This is a genomic window from Vogesella lacus (assembly GCF_979366295.1).
In genome coordinates this window covers 65753-82284 of the sequence record NZ_CEETQT010000011.1, presented here as the reverse complement: position 1 = coordinate 82284, position 16532 = coordinate 65753, and the positions used below count along the sequence as shown (strand labels likewise).

The window sequence follows — 16532 nt, the reverse complement described above, 5'->3', positions numbered from 1 at the left end:
TGCTTACGATTCTGCATTATTTTGCCTGTATAACAGGCAGCAACGGTTTAAAACAACAACACCTAGAGGCAATATGTTCAAGTCAGTCAAAAGCAAACTGGTCTTACTGACCCTCAGCGCCACCCTCGGCATTCTATTGATGACCATATGGGCGCTGTTTAATCTGCATCAGACTCTGCGTGATCAGGTCATCCAGGAAACCCGCTATCTGACGCAATCCGCCATCTCGATTGTCGAGAGCTACGAAAAACGCAGCGGCGAACTCGGTGAAGAAGAAGCCAAGCGCCGCGCAATGGAAGCCGTCATGGCTATCCGCTATGGTGCCGACGGCTACTACTTCGTGCTCGACAGCAAGCTTGACTACCTCGGTCACCCGATCAAGCCACAGCTGAAGGGCAAGGCACTGGTCGGCATGAAAGATGCCGACAATAAGGACCTGGGCGAGTTGTTTCAGCGCGCGCTGGCCAAGGATGGCATTGCCGAATTCATGTGGCCGAAACCGGGCGAAGAGCAGCCGGTCGGCAAACTGTCGGTGATCCAGAAATCGGCACAATGGGGCTGGGTGATCGGTACCGGCAGCTATATCGACCACATTGAAGCCGCAGTGATGCGCGAGGCCGAGCTGCTGGGCGCGGCGCTGATCGTGCTGTTGCTGATCATGAGCGCGGCCGGCCTGATGATAGGCCGCAGCATTACCCGTCGCCTCGGTGGCGAGCCGGACTACGCCTGTCAGGTGGTGGCCGCCATTTCGGCCGGTCGCCTCGACACCCCGATTGATACCCGCAAGGCCAAGGCGGACAGCCTGCTGGCCAGCCTTGCCGACATGCAGCAGCATCTGCGTGAAATGGTCGGCCAGGTCGTCAGCAATGCCGATCATCTGGTTGACGTGGCCGATGGCCTGAACCAGCACGTCGACAAGGTCGCCAGCGGCTCTGACCAGCAAAGCGAAGCCGCCACCGCCATGGCCGCCTCCATCGAGGAGATGACGGTCGGCATCAACCATATCGCCGACAATGCCCAGCACGCCCATCAGCTTGGCGTCAGCTCGGGCGAGCTGTCGCGCGAAGGCGCCAGCGTGGTACGCAAGGCCGTCGATGAAATGCGCCAGATCAGCGAGGAAGTCCAGCAGGCCTCCGACTCGCTGCAACGTTTGGTGGTCGATGTTTCGGGCATTTCTTCGATTGTCGGCATGATTCGCGACGTCGCCGACCAGACCAATCTCCTTGCCTTGAATGCCGCCATCGAAGCGGCGCGTGCCGGCGAACAGGGCCGCGGCTTTGCCGTGGTGGCTGATGAAGTGCGCAAACTGGCCGAGCGCACCGCACAGGCTACCGGCGAAATCGTGCAGAAGATCGAGCAGATCCGCCTGCTGTCCGAAGAAACCCAGCACGCGATGCAGGACACCGTGACGCTGGTGGCCTCGGGCCGGGCCTTGGCCGACGAAGGCGGCGAAGCGATTGCCCGCATCGAAGCCGCTTCGCAATCGGTGTTGCGTGCGGTCGAAGACATCACTCTGGCACTGAAGGAGCAAAGCGCGGCCAGCAACGAGATTGCCGTGCACGTGGAAGGCATTGCCGACAGCAGCAATCACAATGCCGTGGCCGCCCGCGCCGCCGCCAGCGCCACCCAGAACATGCACAGCCTTGCCGGCACCCTGCATGAGTCGGTGAAACGCTTCCATCTGGGCTAAACCCCGCCAGGTAAACGCCTGATGCCTTGCGCCGGCTGGCCGACAGTTTTTGCTGTCCACGCCGGTGCAGCCTGACTCGGGATTCGCAGGGGCCTGTCAGCAGCATCAAGGCTGCATGACCAAAAAAAACGGCCGGCATCTTGCCGGCCGAATGACCACAACGACTCGTATCCCCTGCTTGCGGCAAGACTCAGCGCAGCAGAAAACCCTGCCCGATCACATCTTCGGCTTCCAGCCACCAGCTGGCGCGACCACTATAGTGCGCGCGCCCGCTGACCCGCACCGTCACCGCATTCGGCATCACCGCCGGCTGCTGCGCCACGATCTCGCCGCTAAAAATGGCCCCGGTCGGGCTGTGAAATTCGCACACCGTACCGGCAGCCAGTTGGCCGCGCGCCTGCCGCAAGGCCATGCGCGCACTGACGCCGGAGCCGGTCGGGCTGCGATCAACCTCGGCATCGGCAAACACGCACAGATTGCGGCTGGGTGCGCCTTCATCCTGACCGTCGGTGAGAATGCTGCCGTACAGAAAGGCCAGATCGGCCGATTGCGGATGCTGCAACGTCAGGCTGGCGCGTACTGCGGCAGTCAGCCGGCTGGCGACATTCACCAGCTCGCGCAAGGGCTGATCCAGCGACAGCCCCAACCGCGCCACCGGGCAGATCACGTAAAACGCCCCGCCATAGGCAATGTCCACCGACAGCTCGCCAATGCCCGGCAGATTCACCGGATGATCGAGCGCAAAGGCAAACGATGGCACGCTGTCAAAACTCACCGCACCGTCGGCGCTGACCCAGGCCGTCACCAGCCCGCACGGGCACTCGATGCCGACGCGGGTCAGCGGCAGCTGCCGTGCCACCAGCCCCTCGTCCACCGCATAACGTGCGAGGGCAATCACCGCATGGCCGCACATGGTGCTGTAGCCTTCGTTGTGGATGAACAGCACGGCCAGATCAGCTCCCGGCAAGCTTGGCTGCACCAGCACCGCGCCATACATATCGTGATGGCCGCGCGGCTCGAACATCAGCAGCCGGCGCACGGCATCGAAGCGTTCGCGCATATCACGGCGCTTGGCGAGGATATCGTCGCCCTGAATATGCCCGGCCAGCTGGCTGATAATCCTTACCGGCTCGCCGCCGGTGTGCATTTCGACGGTATCGAACTGCCAGTCGCGCCAGCTCATGCCGTCACCGCCAGCGCGCAACGGGCGGCGGCCAGATCCCAGGCTGCACTGCCGACACTCTTGAAAAACACCGGCTGACTGACATCAAAACGGCCATCCAGCGCCGCCAGCAAATCCTTGACCGCCGTCCAATCCACCCCGGCCTGCAACAGATCGCCGGCCTCATGCCGGGCACCGGCCGGATCATCGCTGAACAGCTGACTGGCGCTGATCGTATTGCGGCCAACCTCGCACATCTCGGGGCGATAGGCACCAGTGGCAATCACCAGCCGCTTGCAACTTGCCGCCTCGTCGTACAACACACTGCGACTGGTGGTCAGCGTAATCACCACATCCACGGTCACCGCCACCGGCCCGCTCTGCGGCAACAGGCGCAGCGGCAAGGCCTCGTGTTCGCGACAGAAATCCTGCGCCCGGGCAAGGCTGCGGCTGTGCACGCTGACCATCAGCTGCGGATACAGCTCGGCCAGCGCTGCCAGATGGCCGGCAGCCTGGCGGCCGGTGCCGATCAGCGCGACATGGCGTGGCGAATCGGCCAGCAGGCAATCCATCGCCAGCATCGACACCGCCGCCGTCCGTCTGGCGGTCACCGTCGGCGCATCCAGCAACAACAAGGGTTGGCCGCAGACCGCGTCGTAAACCGCCACCACGCCGTGTATCGTCGCCAGCCCCGCCGGCTGGTTACGCGGGCAGACATTCACCAGCTTGTGTATCGCGATATCGCCGGCAGCGGCCGGCATCGACAGCAAGGTGCCGCCCTCGGGCAAGGGCAAGGCCTGTCGTGGCGGATTGTGCAACTCGCCGGCCGCCCATTGCCTTGCGGCATGGGCAAGCTCGCGGCACAGGGCGGCCATCGGCAGCCGCGCCGCGGTTTGTGCAGCATCCAGTTGCGGCAAACTCATCGGAAATCCTCTCTGAAAACGTCAAGCCTGGCCGCACTGCGACCAGGCTCTTGCGGCTCGCGCCTTACTGCACGACGGATTTGACCTTCCAGTCATTGGCGACTACTTCGGAGATGGTCACCGGCGCATTCTTCAGATTGCCGTTGCCATCAAAGCTGAAGTCAGCCGTCACGCCCTTGTAGCTGGTGCCGGCAATCAGCGGCAGGAACTTGGCCGGCTCGGTCGAGTTGGCACGCTTCATCGCATCGGCCACGATCATCACGCCGTCGTAGAACTGCGGCCCGAGCAACACCACCTCCTGCTTGAAGCGTGCCTTGTAGCGGCTTTCAAAATCCTTGCCGGCCGCCCGCGAGCCCAGCTCGCCACCCGGCACCGCCGAGAAGTGACCAGTCGAATCCGGGCCGGCCAGCTTGATGAAGGTCGGCGTGCTCAGCATGTCGCCGCCCATCAGCCGCGCATTGATGCCCAAGCGCTTCATCTGCCGTGCCATCGGCGCAGCCTGTGCATCGGCCCCGCCATAGAAGATCACGTCAGGGTTTTGCGCCTTCAGCGCGGTGAGGATGGAAGTAAAGTCGGTGGCCTTGTCATTGGTGTACTCGCGCTTGACCGGCTTTTTGCCCAGGCCCGACAGCGACTTCACGAATTCGTCGGCAATGCCCTGGCCGTAGGCGGTGCGGTCGTCAATCACAGCAATGCGCTGCGCCTTGAGTTCCATCACCGCAAAGCGGCCAAGCGAGCCGCCGACCTGGCTGTCCGAGCCGACCAGACGGAAGGCGGTCTTGTAGCCGGCACGGGTGTAGGCCGGGTTGGTCGATACCGACAGCTGCGGAACGCCGGCATCCGAGTAGATGCGCGAGGCCGGAATCGACACGCCGGAGTTGAAGTGACCGATGACGGCTTTCACACCGGCATCAACCAGTCGCTGTGCCACCTGGGTGCCGACCCGCGGGTCGGCCTGGTCGTCCTCGGACACCAGTTCAAACTTCACTTTCTGCCCGGCCACGGTGATAGGCTTGGCATTGAGATCATCAATCGCCATGCGGGTGGCGTTTTCATTGTCCTTGCCGTAATGCGCCTGCGGCCCCGACATCGGCGATGAAAAACCGATCTTCACCACGGTGTCAGCCTGCGCTGCCGAGATGGCAAACGGTGCCATCATGCCGCCCAGTGCCAGTACCAGATACCATTGCCGCATATTCTGCTGTGTCATGCTGTGTCTCCTCCTGCTTGCTGCTTCAATGTTGGCCGCAAGGGCCGCTCAAAACCGTGCCAATCGATAAGGCTGGCCATCCAGACTTGCCGTCTGGCCACAGATCATTTCGCCGAGCAGAGCCGCCGTGGTGGCGGCCAGGGTCAGGCCCAGATGGCCGTGGCCGGTGGCGAAGTACAGCCCCGCCACATCCGGCGCCGGGCCGATCACCGGCAAGGTGTCCGGCACCGAGGGGCGATTGCCCATCCACACGCTCATGTCTTCGGTGCTGAAGTCGCCGACGATGCGCCGCGCCTTGTCCAGCAGAATGTGGGCGCGCTGCCAGTTGGGCGGCGCATCGCGATGGGCCAGCTCGACCGTGCCGGCCAGGCGCAGGCCACCGCCGGCCATCGGCAGAATCACAAAGCTTTCGCTCGCGCACTGGATAAAGTGATGCAGCGCGACGCCGGCTTTCGGCAGCGTAACGTGGTAACCACGCTCGCTCTCCAGCGGCAGCTGGTAGCGGCCCTGACGGGCGAAGCGGTCGCTCCACACCCCGCAGGCAATCACCACCGCCTCGGCCGGCAGTTGGCCGCAATGTGCTGTACTCACCGCGCTGATGCGCCCGGCCTGGCTGACCGTGGCCAGCACTTCGTCACCCACAAAGCTGCCGCCGGCGCGCAAGAAGGCATCGAACAAACCGCGGGCAAAGGTGTACGGGTCGTCCACATGCGACCAGTCCGGCACCTCGACTGCCACCTGCCACTCGTCGGCCAGCCCCGGTGCGATGGCCGCCAGCTCGGCGCGTGTGCGCTTGTGCCAGCGCACACCGTGCTCGCGCTTGGTCTGCCAGGCAGCCGCCGCGGCCTGGAATTCAGCCTCGCTGCGATACAGCGTCAGATTGCCGTGTCGCCGCCAGATCAGCTCCAGCCCGGCATGGGCAATCAGCGGGGCGTAATCGGCATTCACCCGCGATAGCAGCGCCGACAGCGCAGTGGTGAGCTCGGCCACCTTGCGCGGCCGGCTGGCGGCGACAAAGCGTGCCAGCCACGGCGCCAGCGTCGGCAGATAGCGCCAGCGCACCGCCAGCGGGCCGAGCGGATCAAGCATCCAGCCCGGCACCTTGGCCAGTACGCCGGGTTCGGCCAGCGGAATGATGTCGCTGACGGCAAACGCGCCGGCATTGCCATAGCTGGTTTCCATCGCCGGCTCGCCACGGTCGAGCAGGGTTACCCGGCAACCGTCCAGCTGCAGCTTGAGGGCGGTGGCAATGCCGACAATGCCGGCCCCGACCACAATCACCTGTTTGCTCATGCCTGCCTCCTTGCCGCCTGCCGGCCCAGCTGCGCCAGTGCGCGGCCTGTCAGTGTTGGCTTGCGCATTCAGCCCACCTCGAAACCGTGAACATAGGGGTCGGCATCATCCAGCAGGATGCGGTTGTAGCCGGTGGTAATCGCCCAGCCGGCAATGCCGGGGACAATGGCCGGGATGCCGGCAACCTCGCACTCGGCCTCGATGCTGCCGGTGAACTGGCTGCCGATGAGGCTCTCGTGCACCAGCACATCGCCCTTTTTCATCAGGCCGCGGCCGTAACGCTGCGCCAGCCGCGCCGAGGTGCCGGTGCCGCAGGGCGAGCGATCGAGCGCCGCCGCGCCGTACAGCACCGCATTGGCCGCATGCGAGCCCGGCGTTTTCGGCGCGCCGGTCCACTGCACATGGCGCACGCCGCGGATATCGGCATCCAGCGGATGGACGATTTCGTAGTGCGCATTGATGAAGTCGCGCAGCTCGTTACCCATCGCCACCAGCTGTGCCGGCGTGTAATCGGCCATGTCGCGGTAGTTTGGCTGCGCCTCGACGATGGGATAGAAGTTGCCGCCGTAGGCGATGTCCACCTTCAGCCGACCCAGCGCACGGATCTCCACCTCCACATCACGCATGAACAAAAAGGACGGCACATTGGTGAGCTTGACCGACTTCACCTTGCGGCCAACCTGGCTGTACTCGGCCACCACCTTGCCGGCTGGCGTATCCAGATTCAGCACACCCGGCGTGCGCGGCGTCACCAGCTCGTGCTCGATGGCCATCGTCACCACGCCGATGGTGCCGTGACCGCACATCGGCAGACAGCCGCTGGTCTCGATGTAGAGCACCGCCACATCGCAATCGTCGCGGGTGGACGGGTAGAGGAAGGCGCCCGACATCTGGGCGTGGCCACGCGGCTCAAACATCAGGCCGGTGCGTATCCAGTCGTAGCGCGCCAGAAAATCCAGCCGGCGCTCGGCCTGGGTGCTGCCTTGCAGCTCGGGCGCGCCCTTGGTGATCAGTCTGACCGGGTTGCCACAGGTGTGGCCGTCTATGCATTCAAATTCGCGGATTGCCATCTCGTCGATTCCTCGGCTTGCGTTGCCACCAATGTAGAACCAGCAAATTTTGAATACAATAAAACACAGCAAATTAGCTAAAACACCACAGCAAGGCCAAGGCGATGTTTATGGCTTATTCTTGTTTTTATGATTAATAATCAGATACATAATTATGTGTTGCAAAAAATCACAGTTAATTTTGGATATCGCCACACAGGGTAACTTTGCAGATATTGCATACAAAAAGTGTTGAATTTTGTATCCAAAAAGTCCTAGCATGATGGTGACCGCAGCAAGCACGCTGCCCCCTACCCTCACAAGGAGCAAAGCCATGGCACATCTCTGGACTGGCGTTTTCCCCGCCGTAACCACCAAGTTCAACGCTGACGAATCGCTGGATCTGGCCGGCACCACCGCACACATCAAGTGGCAGCTCGAATGCGGTGCCGACGGCATCATCGTCTGCGGCTCGCTAGGCGAAGCCTCAACCCTGAGTGCCGATGAAAAAATCGCCATCCTGAAAGCTGCCAAGGAAGTGGCCGGCGACAAGCCGGTGCTGCTGACCGTGGCCGAAGACAGCACCCGCGCCGCTGCCGCGCTGGCGCAGGCCGCGCATGCCGCCGGTGCCGACGGCATCATGCTGCTGCCGGCCATGCGCTATGTGTCGGACGAGCGCGAGACCATCAATCACTATCAGCGCGTGGCCGATGCCAGCCCGCTGCCGATCATGATCTACAACAACCCGATCGCTTACGGCGTCAACATCACGCCTGAAATGTATGCCGAGATGGCGAAAGAGCCGAAATACGTGGCGATCAAGGAATCCAGCGGCGACATCCGCACGCTGACCAATGTGATCAACGCGGTTGGCAGCCGTTTTGCCATTTTCAGTGGCGTGGATGATCTGGCGCTGGAAAGCATCGTGATGGGTGCAGATGGCTGGGTGGCTGGTCTGGTGGTGGCCTTCCCGAAAGAAACCGTAGCCATCTACAAACTGGCCAAGGCCGGCCGCGTAGAAGAAGCCCGCGCCATCTACCGCTGGTTTGCGCCGCTGCTGCATCTGGATGTGTCGATGAAGCTGGTGCAGAACCTGAAGCTGTGTGAAGCGATGGTCGGTGTCGGTACCGAACACGTGCGCGCGCCGCGTCTGCCGCTGGCCGGCGCCGAGCGCGAGCGCGTGGCCGCCATCATCGAGGCCGGTCTCGCCGCCCGCCCGACCCTGCCAGCGCTGTAAGCCAGCCCGCAATACTCCCCTGAATGCTTGACGGCCCTGGCGATGCACTCGCCGGGCCGCTTTTTTTGGCACAGCCACAGGAGCCCATATGTACGGCAATCTGATCAACGGTGAATGGCTGCCAGGCAGCCACGCCATCATCAATCGCAACCCTTCTGACCTTGACGACATCATCGGCGAATATGCTGCCGCCAGCGCCGCCGATATGCAGACTGCGGTCGCCGCCGCCCGCGCCGCCTTCCCGGCATGGTCGCTGACCACGCCACAACAACGCGCCGATATTCTCGATGCGGCCGGCAATGAAATCCTCGCACGCAAGCAGGAACTGGGCAGCCTGCTGGCACGCGAAGAAGGCAAGACGCTGGCCGAGGCCATTGGCGAGGTTGGCCGCGCCGGCCAGATCTTCAAATTCTTTGCCGGCGAAGCGCTGCGCGCGCAGGGCGAGCTCGTCGACTCGGTGCGCCCCGGCGTGGAAGTCCTGATCAGCCGCGAGCCGGTCGGCGTGGTCGGCCTGATTACACCGTGGAACTTCCCGATCGCGATTCCGGCGTGGAAAGCCGCGCCGGCACTGGCGTTCGGCAATACCGTGGTGATGAAACCGGCCGAGCTGGTGCCGGGCTCGGCGTGGGCGCTGGCCGACATCCTGCAGCGTGCCGGCCTGCCGGCCGGGGTGTTCAATCTGGTGATGGGCAGCGGCCGCGTCCTTGGCCCGGCCATGCTGGAGGCAGGCATCGACGCGCTGAGTTTTACCGGCTCGCAAGCAACGGGGCAAAAGTTGGCCGCAGACTGCGCGGCACGCGGCATCAAGCTGCAACTGGAAATGGGCGGCAAGAATCCGCTGATCATTGCCGACGATGCCGCACTCGAGCAGGCGGTAGAATGCGCGATCAACGGCGCGTTTTATTCGACCGGCCAGCGCTGCACTGCCAGCAGCCGGCTGATTGTCTGCCCGCAGATTTACGATGCCTTCGTCGACAAGTTGGCCGCACGCACCGCCGCCTTGCGCGTCGGCCACGCGCTGGCTGCTGACACACAGATCGGCCCGGTAGCCAGCGAGGCACAACTGGCGGGCAATCTCGCCTATATCCGGCACGGACAGGAAGACGGCGCGACCCTGCTGTGCGGCGGCGAACGCCTGAGCCTAGCCACCCGCGGTTACTTCCAGGCGCCGGCGCTGTTTGTCGATTGCCAGCCCGGCATGCGCATCAGCGAGGAGGAAATCTTCGGCCCGATCGCGGCAGTGCTGCGCGCCGACAGCTACGAACACGCACTGGCGCTTGCCAATGACACGCCGTTCGGCCTCGCCGCCGGCATCTGCACCCAGTCGCTGGCGGTGGCGCGACACTTCCGCCGCCATAGCGAGGCCGGCATGGTGATGGTCAACCTGCCGACTGCCGGCGTGGATTACCACGTGCCGTTTGGCGGGCGCAAAGGCTCCAGCCAGGGCCCGCGCGAGCAAGGCCGCTACGCCGCCGAGTTCTACACCACGGTCAAGACTTGCTATCTGGGCTAAAGCGCGCGACGGCCACACAACACGCCCCTTTCCAGGTACTCATTAATGACATTGACAATTCTGGTAAGGGGCAAGTTGTGCTATGTTTAGCCATCCTTGCCAAGAGACGATCATGAAGCCGGAAAGCAACGCCACCCAAGCGGGTACTCTGTCCCTCACCGCCCAGGCCACCGAGGCCATCCGCCAGCGCATTCTGGCCGGCGAATGGGCCGATGGCAGCCAGCTGCGCCAGGAAGCCCTGTCGCGCGAGCTGGGCATGAGCCGCGTACCGGTACGCGAGGCGCTGCGCCAGCTGGAAGCAGAAGGCCTCGTCAACATCATCGACAACAAGGGGGCCGTGGTTTCGCAGCTGTCCCTGACCGAAATCGTCGAACTGCTGCGTGTGCGGGTGTTACTGGAATGCGATGTGCTGCTGGAAGCCATTCCGCAGCAAACCAGCGCCGATATCGAGCTGGCGCAATCGCTGCTGGCCGAGTTCGAGCTGGCACTGGCGCGGCAGGATGTCAGTGCCTGGGGCATCCTCAATGCCCGCTTTCATCTGGCGCTGTACCAGGCGGCCAATCGCCCGCAAACCTTGGCCATCATCGAGCAGCTGCACAACCGCACCGATCGCTACACCCGCATGCAGATCCTGCTGACCGGCTTTAACGATCGCGCGCTGCGCGAGCACGAACACCTGCTGGCACTATGCCGGCAAAAAGACGCCGTCTCCGCCGCCGCCTATCTGCGCCAGCATGTGCTGAATGCCGAAGAAGCCCTCGAAGCCTGGTATCGCGCGCAGGCCGCCAGCAAGCCGGCCAAACGTGGCCGCAAGCCGAAAAACAGCGTAGCCGCCTGACAAAAGCAAAGCCCTTGATTCACAAGAAAAAGCAGCAGATCAGCCATGCATTCATCGGCAAAAGCGCGGTTTAACCCCTGCGTTCACTTGCTTTTTCTGCGGTTTTTAGTAGAATTTCGGCCTGTGCTGCACATCGGGGTGTAGCTTAGCCTGGTAGAGCGCTACGTTCGGGACGTAGAGGCCGGAGGTTCGAATCCTCTCACCCCGACCAAGATTCAAAAAGCACCGACACTGTCGGTGCTTTTTTCATTTCGGCCCCAATCTGACGCCCATAAAAAAAGGTACGCATCGCGTACCTTGAGCCTCAGGCCACCTGCCCTGACCTGACTTACTTCTCGTTCTTGTCGCTTTCATTAACCCGCTTGATGAACAGCACAATGATGGTGCTGACAATAACGGTTGTCACACCGATGGTGATCAGACTCAGCACGCCCACCTGATCCGACAGCAATTGTTTCCACAGTTCCATGACGTTCTCCTCCCCGGCCGCAACCGGCATCCAGATAGTGATGAACGCATGTTAACCCTACATTTTTTGTGGTCTTTGACCCATATCAAGCCACAACATTCCAAACGGGTTTGATGGGCAGCCAATACCACACAAGCCGCTGATGCTTGAGATAAATCAACTTATTTCATGGCCAAAAGCGCAGTAAAACCACGCTTTTGGCCACGCGATCAGTCGTAGCTCAGCTCACTCGCCTTGCCCCAGAACACGCGATAGGCAAACACGGTGTAGCCGGCAATCGTCGGCAACACCAGCACCGCCCCTGCCAGAATCACCCACAGCGCCTCGGTATCACTGGCCGCCTGCCAGATATCCAGCCGGCCGATCACCATCTCCGGAAACACGCTGTAAGCCAGCCCCCAGAATGACAGCAGCACGATGCCGACGGTGGTGGCAAACGGCACCCAGCTCAGATTGTCGCGGCCACTTGCCAGCCTTGCGGCCAACCTTGGCAGGCTCACCGCCAGAAAGATCAACAGCGCGGCTGTCATCAAAGGCAGTGGCAGCAAGAGCAGAAAGTCCGGCAGCACAAACCACTTGGCGGCGATATGCGCACTGGTCAGCGGCGTCATCAGCGACACCAGCACCACGGCCATGCCGGTGCCGTACAGGGCCAGTTGCGCCCAACGCAGCGCGCGCTTCTGTAATTCGCCCTCGCACTTCATCACCAGCCAGCCTGCACCCAGCAAGACATAGGCCGAGGTCAGGCCCAGCCCGGTCAGCAGGGCAAACGCCCAGGCTGCCGTGCCGGGCGCGAAGCCGGCCAGATAACGGCCCAGCATCACGCCCTGGGCAAACGAGGCCAGCAGCGAGCCGGCAGCGAAGGCCAGATTCCATGCCGGCTGGTGATGCGCCTTGGCCTTCACCCGAAAGTCAAAGGCCACGCCACGCAGGATCAAGCCCAGCAACATCAGCGCTACCGGCAGATAAAGCTCGCCAAGAATGATGCCGTGCGCCAGCGGAAAGGCCACCAGCAACAGGCCGACACCGAGCACCAGCCAGGTTTCGTTGGCATCCCAGAACGGCCCGATACTGGCAATCATGCGGTCACGCTCGCTATCCGTCCCCAGCGGCAACAGCACGCCCACGCCAAGGTCGTAACCATCCAGCACTACATACACCAGCAGCGAAATCGCCATCAGCCCGGCAAAGATCACCGGCAACCAGAATTCGGCATTCATGCTGCAACTCCTTCAAGGTTGGCCGCATCACCTGCCTTGCGCGCCAGATAGAACACCACCGAGACATAGCTGGCCAGCAGGAAGGCATACAGCGCCAGATACATCAGCAAGGTCGACAGAATCATGCCGCCCGGCACGCTGGAGGCCGCATCGGCCGTGCGCAGGATGCCCTGCACCAACCACGGCTGGCGACCGATTTCGGTCACATACCAGCCGGCAACGGTGGCCACCCAGCCGGAAAATGTCATGCCCACCAGCAAGCGCGCAGACCAGGTCGACAGCTCGCCACCCTTGCGCAGCTGCCAGGCGGCCAGCCAGCTGGCCAGCAACATCAGCACGCCGACGCCGACCATCACGCGAAAGCTCCAGAACACCTTGGCCACCGGCGGGTGATCACCATTAAAGCTGCTGATACCGCGAATCTCGCCGTGCGGATCGTGGGTGATGATCAGGCTCGCCAGCTTGGGAATGCCGACTGCGAAACGGTTGGATTGCGTCGCCTCGTCAGGCAGGGCAAACAGCAGCAAGGGCGCGCCACGTTCGGTATGCCAGACGCCTTCCATGGCGGCCAACTTGGCTGGCTGATGCTTGAAGGTATTCAGGCCATGCATGTCACCGGCCAGAATCTGCAGCGGAATCAGCACGGCGGCCAAGGTGACGCCGGTCTTCAGCGCATGCCGCACCGCCGGCACGCCATCGCCACGCAAGCAGCGATAAGCCGATACACCCGCCACCAGAAAGGCAGCCGTCAGGCCGGAGGCCAGCAACATATGCGTCAGCCGGTAAGGCATGGACGGATTGAAGATCACCGCCAGCCAGTCCACCACATGCACCTTGCCGTTGATCACCTCGACACCGGCCGGCGTCTGCATCCACGAGTTCAGCACCAGAATCCAGAATGCCGACATGGTCGTGCCAAAGGCCACCAGAAAAGTCGCGATGGTATGGGTGCGGTTGGACACCCGCGAGCGGCCAAACAGCATGATGCCGAGGAAGGTGGCCTCAAGGAAAAACGCCGTCAGCACCTCGTAAGCCAGCAAGGGGCCGGCGACATTGCCGACCTTCTGCATATAGCCCGGCCAGTTGGTGCCGAACTGGAAACTCATGGTGATGCCGGACACCACGCCCAGGGCAAAGGTCAGCGCAAAGATCTTCACCCAGAAACCATACGCCGCCATCCATGCCTCATCGCCAGTGCGGTTGAAGCGGCTCTTGAAGTAGAGCAGCACCCAGCCCATGGCGATGCTGATGGTCGGAAACAGGATATGAAAGGTTATGTTGGCCGCAAACTGGATGCGCGCCAGTACCACCGGATCGAACGCATCCATGGCTAACTCTCCCGCTCGTCACGCGAACCCAGCCGGCCAAGACTCTGGGTGAACTGCAACACCTTGCCGACCTGGCTGCCCAGCTTCATCAGTTTTTCCAGCGTCTCGACATCCATATCGCGGATATCGGCAAACCACTTGGTTACCAGCTCGATCAACTGATACATCTCGTTCATCCGCGCCTGGGCATGACGCTCGGCCTCGCTATCCGGATTGGCCATGATGGCACCGCGCAGCATGGTCAGCGTCGGCTCGACCTCACGCTTTTGCCGCTCCTCGGCCAGAGTCTTGAAGATGGCCCAGACGTCTTCCGGCGTGGAAAAGTACTCGCGACGATCATTCGGAAAATGCTGCAGCTTCACCAAGCGCCAGGCCTGCAGCTCTTTCAGCGCCATGCTGGTATTGGAACGCGAACAGCCGATGGCCTCGACGATATCGTCGGCATTCAAGGGTTTGTCCGAGACATACAGCAGGGCGTAAATCTGCCCGACGGTGCGGTTGATGCCCCAGTGGCTGCCCATTTCACCGAAGTGCAGCACAAAGGACTGGATGAGTGGCGGGAGATTCATGACGACCTTTCCAGTTTTCAGTAATTTCTGAAAGTTTGATATGAATCATATTTACCGAAGGCAAAGTTTGTCAAATATCAACATCACTTCACGCCCGCACTGTCATACCGTTTTGCAAGTCGGCACAATCAGTCAGATACTGGGAAAAGCCCTCAAAGCAAGAAAAGTCATGGACATGAGCAAGGCGTTAAGCGGTAATTTGCTGGCGGATACAGCAGGGCATTGTGGCAATGCCTATCTGCAGCAACTCGTGCAGCAGCTGCACAAATATCTGGCCGATGCCCAGATCTGGCTTGCCGTGCGTGTTGACGACAACGAACAGGCCTTGCGGGTCACTCACAGCAGTCATCCGATGGCAGACAGCTATGCCTGCCATGACACCCCTTGCGAACGGGTCAGGCAAGCATGCGAGCCGGTCTTGCTCGAGGATGCCCGCCACCCGCTGCAACTTGCGCAAAGCCCCTGCCACTATCTGGGCCTGCCGCTGCTGGATCAGCAGTCTACCTATCTCGGCCATCTCGCCATCCTCTATCAGTCCGGCCCGACACCCATGCAACAGCTTGTCCATGCCTTGCAGCCATTTCTGCAACGCGCCGCAGCCGAGTTGCAGGCCCAGAGCACTACGCTGAGTGACAGTCGCCAGGTGCAATGGCATCGCATCAATACCGAGGTATTGCGCCACCATATGCGCGATGGCGACCTGCCCGAAACCTGGCAGCTGATGATAGACAAGCTGCAACAGCTGATGCCGGAGTGGATGTGCACGCTGCTCCTGCTCGACGAGCAAGGCTGCATGCAGCCACGCTATGGCCCAGCCCTGCCCGAGGCTTATCACCAGCTGATTCGCGGCATGATGCCCGGAGAAACGGTAGGCTGCTGTGGTGCCGCCATCTGGGGCAAACAGCGCGTGATTGCCGAGGACATCTCCAGTCATCCCAACTGGGCAGCCTATCTGCCGCTGATCAGCCAGTTCAATCTGGGCAGCTGCTGGTCCGAACCTATCATCGACAGCAAGGGCAAGGTCCATGGCAGCTTTGCCGTGTATCACAATCACCCGGCCCATCCCGATCATCAGGCCATCAGCCTGCTGGAAGACTGCGCCCAGCTGCTGGCACTGCTGCTGGAAAACGATGCCGTCCACCGCCAGCTGGAAAGCCGCAGCCAGTGGTATCGCGCCATCATGCAAAATGCCGCCGACGGGCTATCCATCATCGACCTGAACGGCCGCTTCCTCGAAGTCAGCGAAAGCCTGTGCCAGATGCTGGCTTACAGCGAGGACGAGCTGCTGCAGATGCATCTGTGGCAGGTGGTGCCCGGCACCACACCCGAGAGCATGTGCCAGCGCCTGGCAGCCACCAGCGAAGAAGGCGAAACCTTCGAAAGCGTCAATCGCACCAAGCGCGGCGAACTGATTGATGTCGAAGTCAGCGCCCGTCGCCTGATCCTGGACGGCCAGCCCGTCATCTGGGGTTCTGCCCGTGATATCAACCAGCGCAAGACCCTGCAGCGCATTCTGGAGCGACAGGCCACGGTCGACTCGCTGACCGGCCTGCTCAACCGTCAGACCCTGATGGCCAGACTGGAAAGCAGCCTCGCCATCACCCGCCAGGGCAAGCAAAACCTGTCGGTGCTGTTGCTGGATATCGATCACTTCAAGCAGATCAACGACACCCACGGCCATCAGGCCGGCGATCTGGCCCTGTCCGAGCTAGGCACCATCCTGCTGGACGCGCTGGCAGAACAGCAAATTGCCGGCCGTATCGGCGGCGAGGAGTTCTGCCTGATCCTGCCCGGCAGTCACGCCGAACACGCACTCGATTTTGCCTGGCAGCTGGTTGACGATGTTGCCGAGCTACGCATCCAGCATGGCGAGCTGACGCTGAGCCTCACCTGCTCTATCGGCGTAGCCAGCCTGCAAGCCAATGAAGACAGCCGCCTCCTGCTGGCGCGCGCCGACCGTGCGCTATACGACGCCAAGAAAGCCGGCCGTAATCGCGCCCTGGCCGCACCGTGACGGCCAGGCCGGCATCA

General features: G+C 62.1%; 14 protein-coding genes and 1 tRNA gene. 6 read left to right on the top strand and 9 right to left on the bottom strand.

The features are described from left to right. Window positions 1-73: 73 nt before the first annotated feature. Window positions 74-1690 carry a methyl-accepting chemotaxis protein gene (locus ACZ9W6_RS14750; RefSeq protein ID WP_465191928.1) on the top strand — a complete coding sequence of 539 codons (1617 nt, stop codon included), beginning with the start codon at window positions 74-76 and terminating at the stop codon, window positions 1688-1690. Window positions 1691-1880: 190 nt separating this feature from the next. On the opposite strand, the gene ACZ9W6_RS14745 is transcribed toward ACZ9W6_RS14750, so the two are convergent. From ACZ9W6_RS14745 to ACZ9W6_RS14725, 5 genes are all read right to left on the bottom strand, one after another. After that, a complete protein-coding gene (locus tag ACZ9W6_RS14745; protein WP_465191927.1) occupies window positions 1881-2873 on the bottom strand; it encodes a proline racemase family protein in 993 nt (330 codons plus the stop codon). Further along, window positions 2870-3775: a delta(1)-pyrroline-2-carboxylate reductase family protein gene (locus ACZ9W6_RS14740; protein WP_465191926.1), complete on the bottom strand. Its 906-nt coding sequence runs from the start codon at window positions 3773-3775 to the stop codon at window positions 2870-2872. Before ACZ9W6_RS14740 ends, ACZ9W6_RS14745 begins: the two co-directional genes overlap by 4 nt. A gap of 64 nt (window positions 3776-3839) precedes the next feature. Then, a complete protein-coding gene (locus ACZ9W6_RS14735) occupies window positions 3840-4985 on the bottom strand; it encodes a branched-chain amino acid ABC transporter substrate-binding protein (protein ID WP_465191925.1) in 1146 nt (381 codons plus the stop codon). A 48-nt stretch (window positions 4986-5033) separates the two neighbouring features. Then, on the bottom strand, window positions 5034-6278 hold the full coding sequence (locus ACZ9W6_RS14730) for an NAD(P)/FAD-dependent oxidoreductase (protein ID WP_465191924.1): 1245 nt from the start codon (window positions 6276-6278) through the stop codon (window positions 5034-5036). Window positions 6279-6346: 68 nt separating this feature from the next. Then, complete coding sequence (locus ACZ9W6_RS14725; protein WP_465191923.1) at window positions 6347-7348, bottom strand: 4-hydroxyproline epimerase; 1002 nt, start codon at window positions 7346-7348, stop codon at window positions 6347-6349. 313 nt (window positions 7349-7661) lie between these two features. Here ACZ9W6_RS14725 and ACZ9W6_RS14720 point away from each other — a divergent pair, with 313 nt between their 5' ends. The 4 genes from ACZ9W6_RS14720 to ACZ9W6_RS14705 all read left to right on the top strand — a co-directional run bounded on the left by ACZ9W6_RS14720 (window position 7662) and on the right by ACZ9W6_RS14705 (window position 11126). Then, on the top strand, window positions 7662-8564 hold the full coding sequence (locus tag ACZ9W6_RS14720; RefSeq protein ID WP_465191922.1) for a dihydrodipicolinate synthase family protein: 903 nt from the start codon (window positions 7662-7664) through the stop codon (window positions 8562-8564). Between the two features lie 88 nt (window positions 8565-8652). Beyond that, window positions 8653-10077 carry an aldehyde dehydrogenase family protein gene (locus ACZ9W6_RS14715; RefSeq protein ID WP_465191921.1) on the top strand — a complete coding sequence of 475 codons (1425 nt, stop codon included), beginning with the start codon at window positions 8653-8655 and terminating at the stop codon, window positions 10075-10077. Window positions 10078-10189: 112 nt separating this feature from the next. Then, window positions 10190-10915 carry a GntR family transcriptional regulator gene (locus ACZ9W6_RS14710; protein WP_465191920.1) on the top strand — a complete coding sequence of 242 codons (726 nt, stop codon included), beginning with the start codon at window positions 10190-10192 and terminating at the stop codon, window positions 10913-10915. A gap of 134 nt (window positions 10916-11049) precedes the next feature. Continuing rightward, window positions 11050-11126 (top strand) — tRNA-Pro (locus ACZ9W6_RS14705). A gap of 117 nt (window positions 11127-11243) precedes the next feature. Here ACZ9W6_RS14705 and ACZ9W6_RS14700 read toward each other — a convergent pair. The 4 genes from ACZ9W6_RS14700 to ACZ9W6_RS14685 all read right to left on the bottom strand — a co-directional run bounded on the left by ACZ9W6_RS14700 (window position 11244) and on the right by ACZ9W6_RS14685 (window position 14501). Beyond that, window positions 11244-11384, bottom strand: coding sequence for a DUF3149 domain-containing protein (locus tag ACZ9W6_RS14700; protein ID WP_465191919.1), 141 nt, complete (start codon window positions 11382-11384; stop codon window positions 11244-11246). Window positions 11385-11593: 209 nt separating this feature from the next. Next, window positions 11594-12604 (bottom strand): cytochrome d ubiquinol oxidase subunit II, encoded by a 1011-nt coding sequence (locus ACZ9W6_RS14695; protein ID WP_465191918.1) that lies wholly within the window; start codon window positions 12602-12604, stop codon window positions 11594-11596. Then, a complete protein-coding gene (locus ACZ9W6_RS14690; RefSeq protein WP_465191917.1) occupies window positions 12601-13932 on the bottom strand; it encodes a cytochrome ubiquinol oxidase subunit I in 1332 nt (443 codons plus the stop codon). Before ACZ9W6_RS14690 ends, ACZ9W6_RS14695 begins: the two co-directional genes overlap by 4 nt. A gap of 2 nt (window positions 13933-13934) precedes the next feature. Beyond that, window positions 13935-14501, bottom strand: a complete 567-nt coding sequence (locus ACZ9W6_RS14685; RefSeq protein WP_465191916.1) for a GbsR/MarR family transcriptional regulator — start codon at window positions 14499-14501, stop codon at window positions 13935-13937. 169 nt (window positions 14502-14670) lie between these two features. On the opposite strand from ACZ9W6_RS14685, the gene ACZ9W6_RS14680 reads away from it, so the two are divergent. Beyond that, the gene (locus tag ACZ9W6_RS14680) at window positions 14671-16515 is read left to right on the top strand and encodes a sensor domain-containing diguanylate cyclase (protein WP_465191915.1); all 1845 of its coding nucleotides are present in this window, start codon (window positions 14671-14673) and stop codon (window positions 16513-16515) included. The last annotated feature ends 17 nt before the right edge of the window (window positions 16516-16532 follow it).

What these genes read in the sequence shown, in the direction of transcription:
- ACZ9W6_RS14710 (WP_465191920.1), top strand. Translation starts at nt 10,190, where the DNA reads ATGAAGCCGGAAAGCAACGCCACCCAAGCGGGTACTCTGTCCCTCACC.
- ACZ9W6_RS14745 (WP_465191927.1), bottom strand. Translation starts at nt 2,873, where the DNA reads ATGAGCTGGCGCGACTGGCAGTTCGATACCGTCGAAATGCACACCGGC.
- ACZ9W6_RS14685 (WP_465191916.1), bottom strand. Translation starts at nt 14,501, where the DNA reads ATGAATCTCCCGCCACTCATCCAGTCCTTTGTGCTGCACTTCGGTGAA.
- ACZ9W6_RS14700 (WP_465191919.1), bottom strand. Translation starts at nt 11,384, where the DNA reads ATGGAACTGTGGAAACAATTGCTGTCGGATCAGGTGGGCGTGCTGAGT.
- ACZ9W6_RS14720 (WP_465191922.1), top strand. Translation starts at nt 7,662, where the DNA reads ATGGCACATCTCTGGACTGGCGTTTTCCCCGCCGTAACCACCAAGTTC.
- ACZ9W6_RS14695 (WP_465191918.1), bottom strand. Translation starts at nt 12,604, where the DNA reads ATGAATGCCGAATTCTGGTTGCCGGTGATCTTTGCCGGGCTGATGGCG.
- ACZ9W6_RS14680 (WP_465191915.1), top strand. Translation starts at nt 14,671, where the DNA reads ATGGACATGAGCAAGGCGTTAAGCGGTAATTTGCTGGCGGATACAGCA.
- ACZ9W6_RS14715 (WP_465191921.1), top strand. Translation starts at nt 8,653, where the DNA reads ATGTACGGCAATCTGATCAACGGTGAATGGCTGCCAGGCAGCCACGCC.
- ACZ9W6_RS14740 (WP_465191926.1), bottom strand. Translation starts at nt 3,775, where the DNA reads ATGAGTTTGCCGCAACTGGATGCTGCACAAACCGCGGCGCGGCTGCCG.
- ACZ9W6_RS14730 (WP_465191924.1), bottom strand. Translation starts at nt 6,278, where the DNA reads ATGAGCAAACAGGTGATTGTGGTCGGGGCCGGCATTGTCGGCATTGCC.
- ACZ9W6_RS14750 (WP_465191928.1), top strand. Translation starts at nt 74, where the DNA reads ATGTTCAAGTCAGTCAAAAGCAAACTGGTCTTACTGACCCTCAGCGCC.
- ACZ9W6_RS14725 (WP_465191923.1), bottom strand. Translation starts at nt 7,348, where the DNA reads ATGGCAATCCGCGAATTTGAATGCATAGACGGCCACACCTGTGGCAAC.
- ACZ9W6_RS14735 (WP_465191925.1), bottom strand. Translation starts at nt 4,985, where the DNA reads ATGACACAGCAGAATATGCGGCAATGGTATCTGGTACTGGCACTGGGC.
- ACZ9W6_RS14690 (WP_465191917.1), bottom strand. Translation starts at nt 13,932, where the DNA reads ATGGATGCGTTCGATCCGGTGGTACTGGCGCGCATCCAGTTTGCGGCC.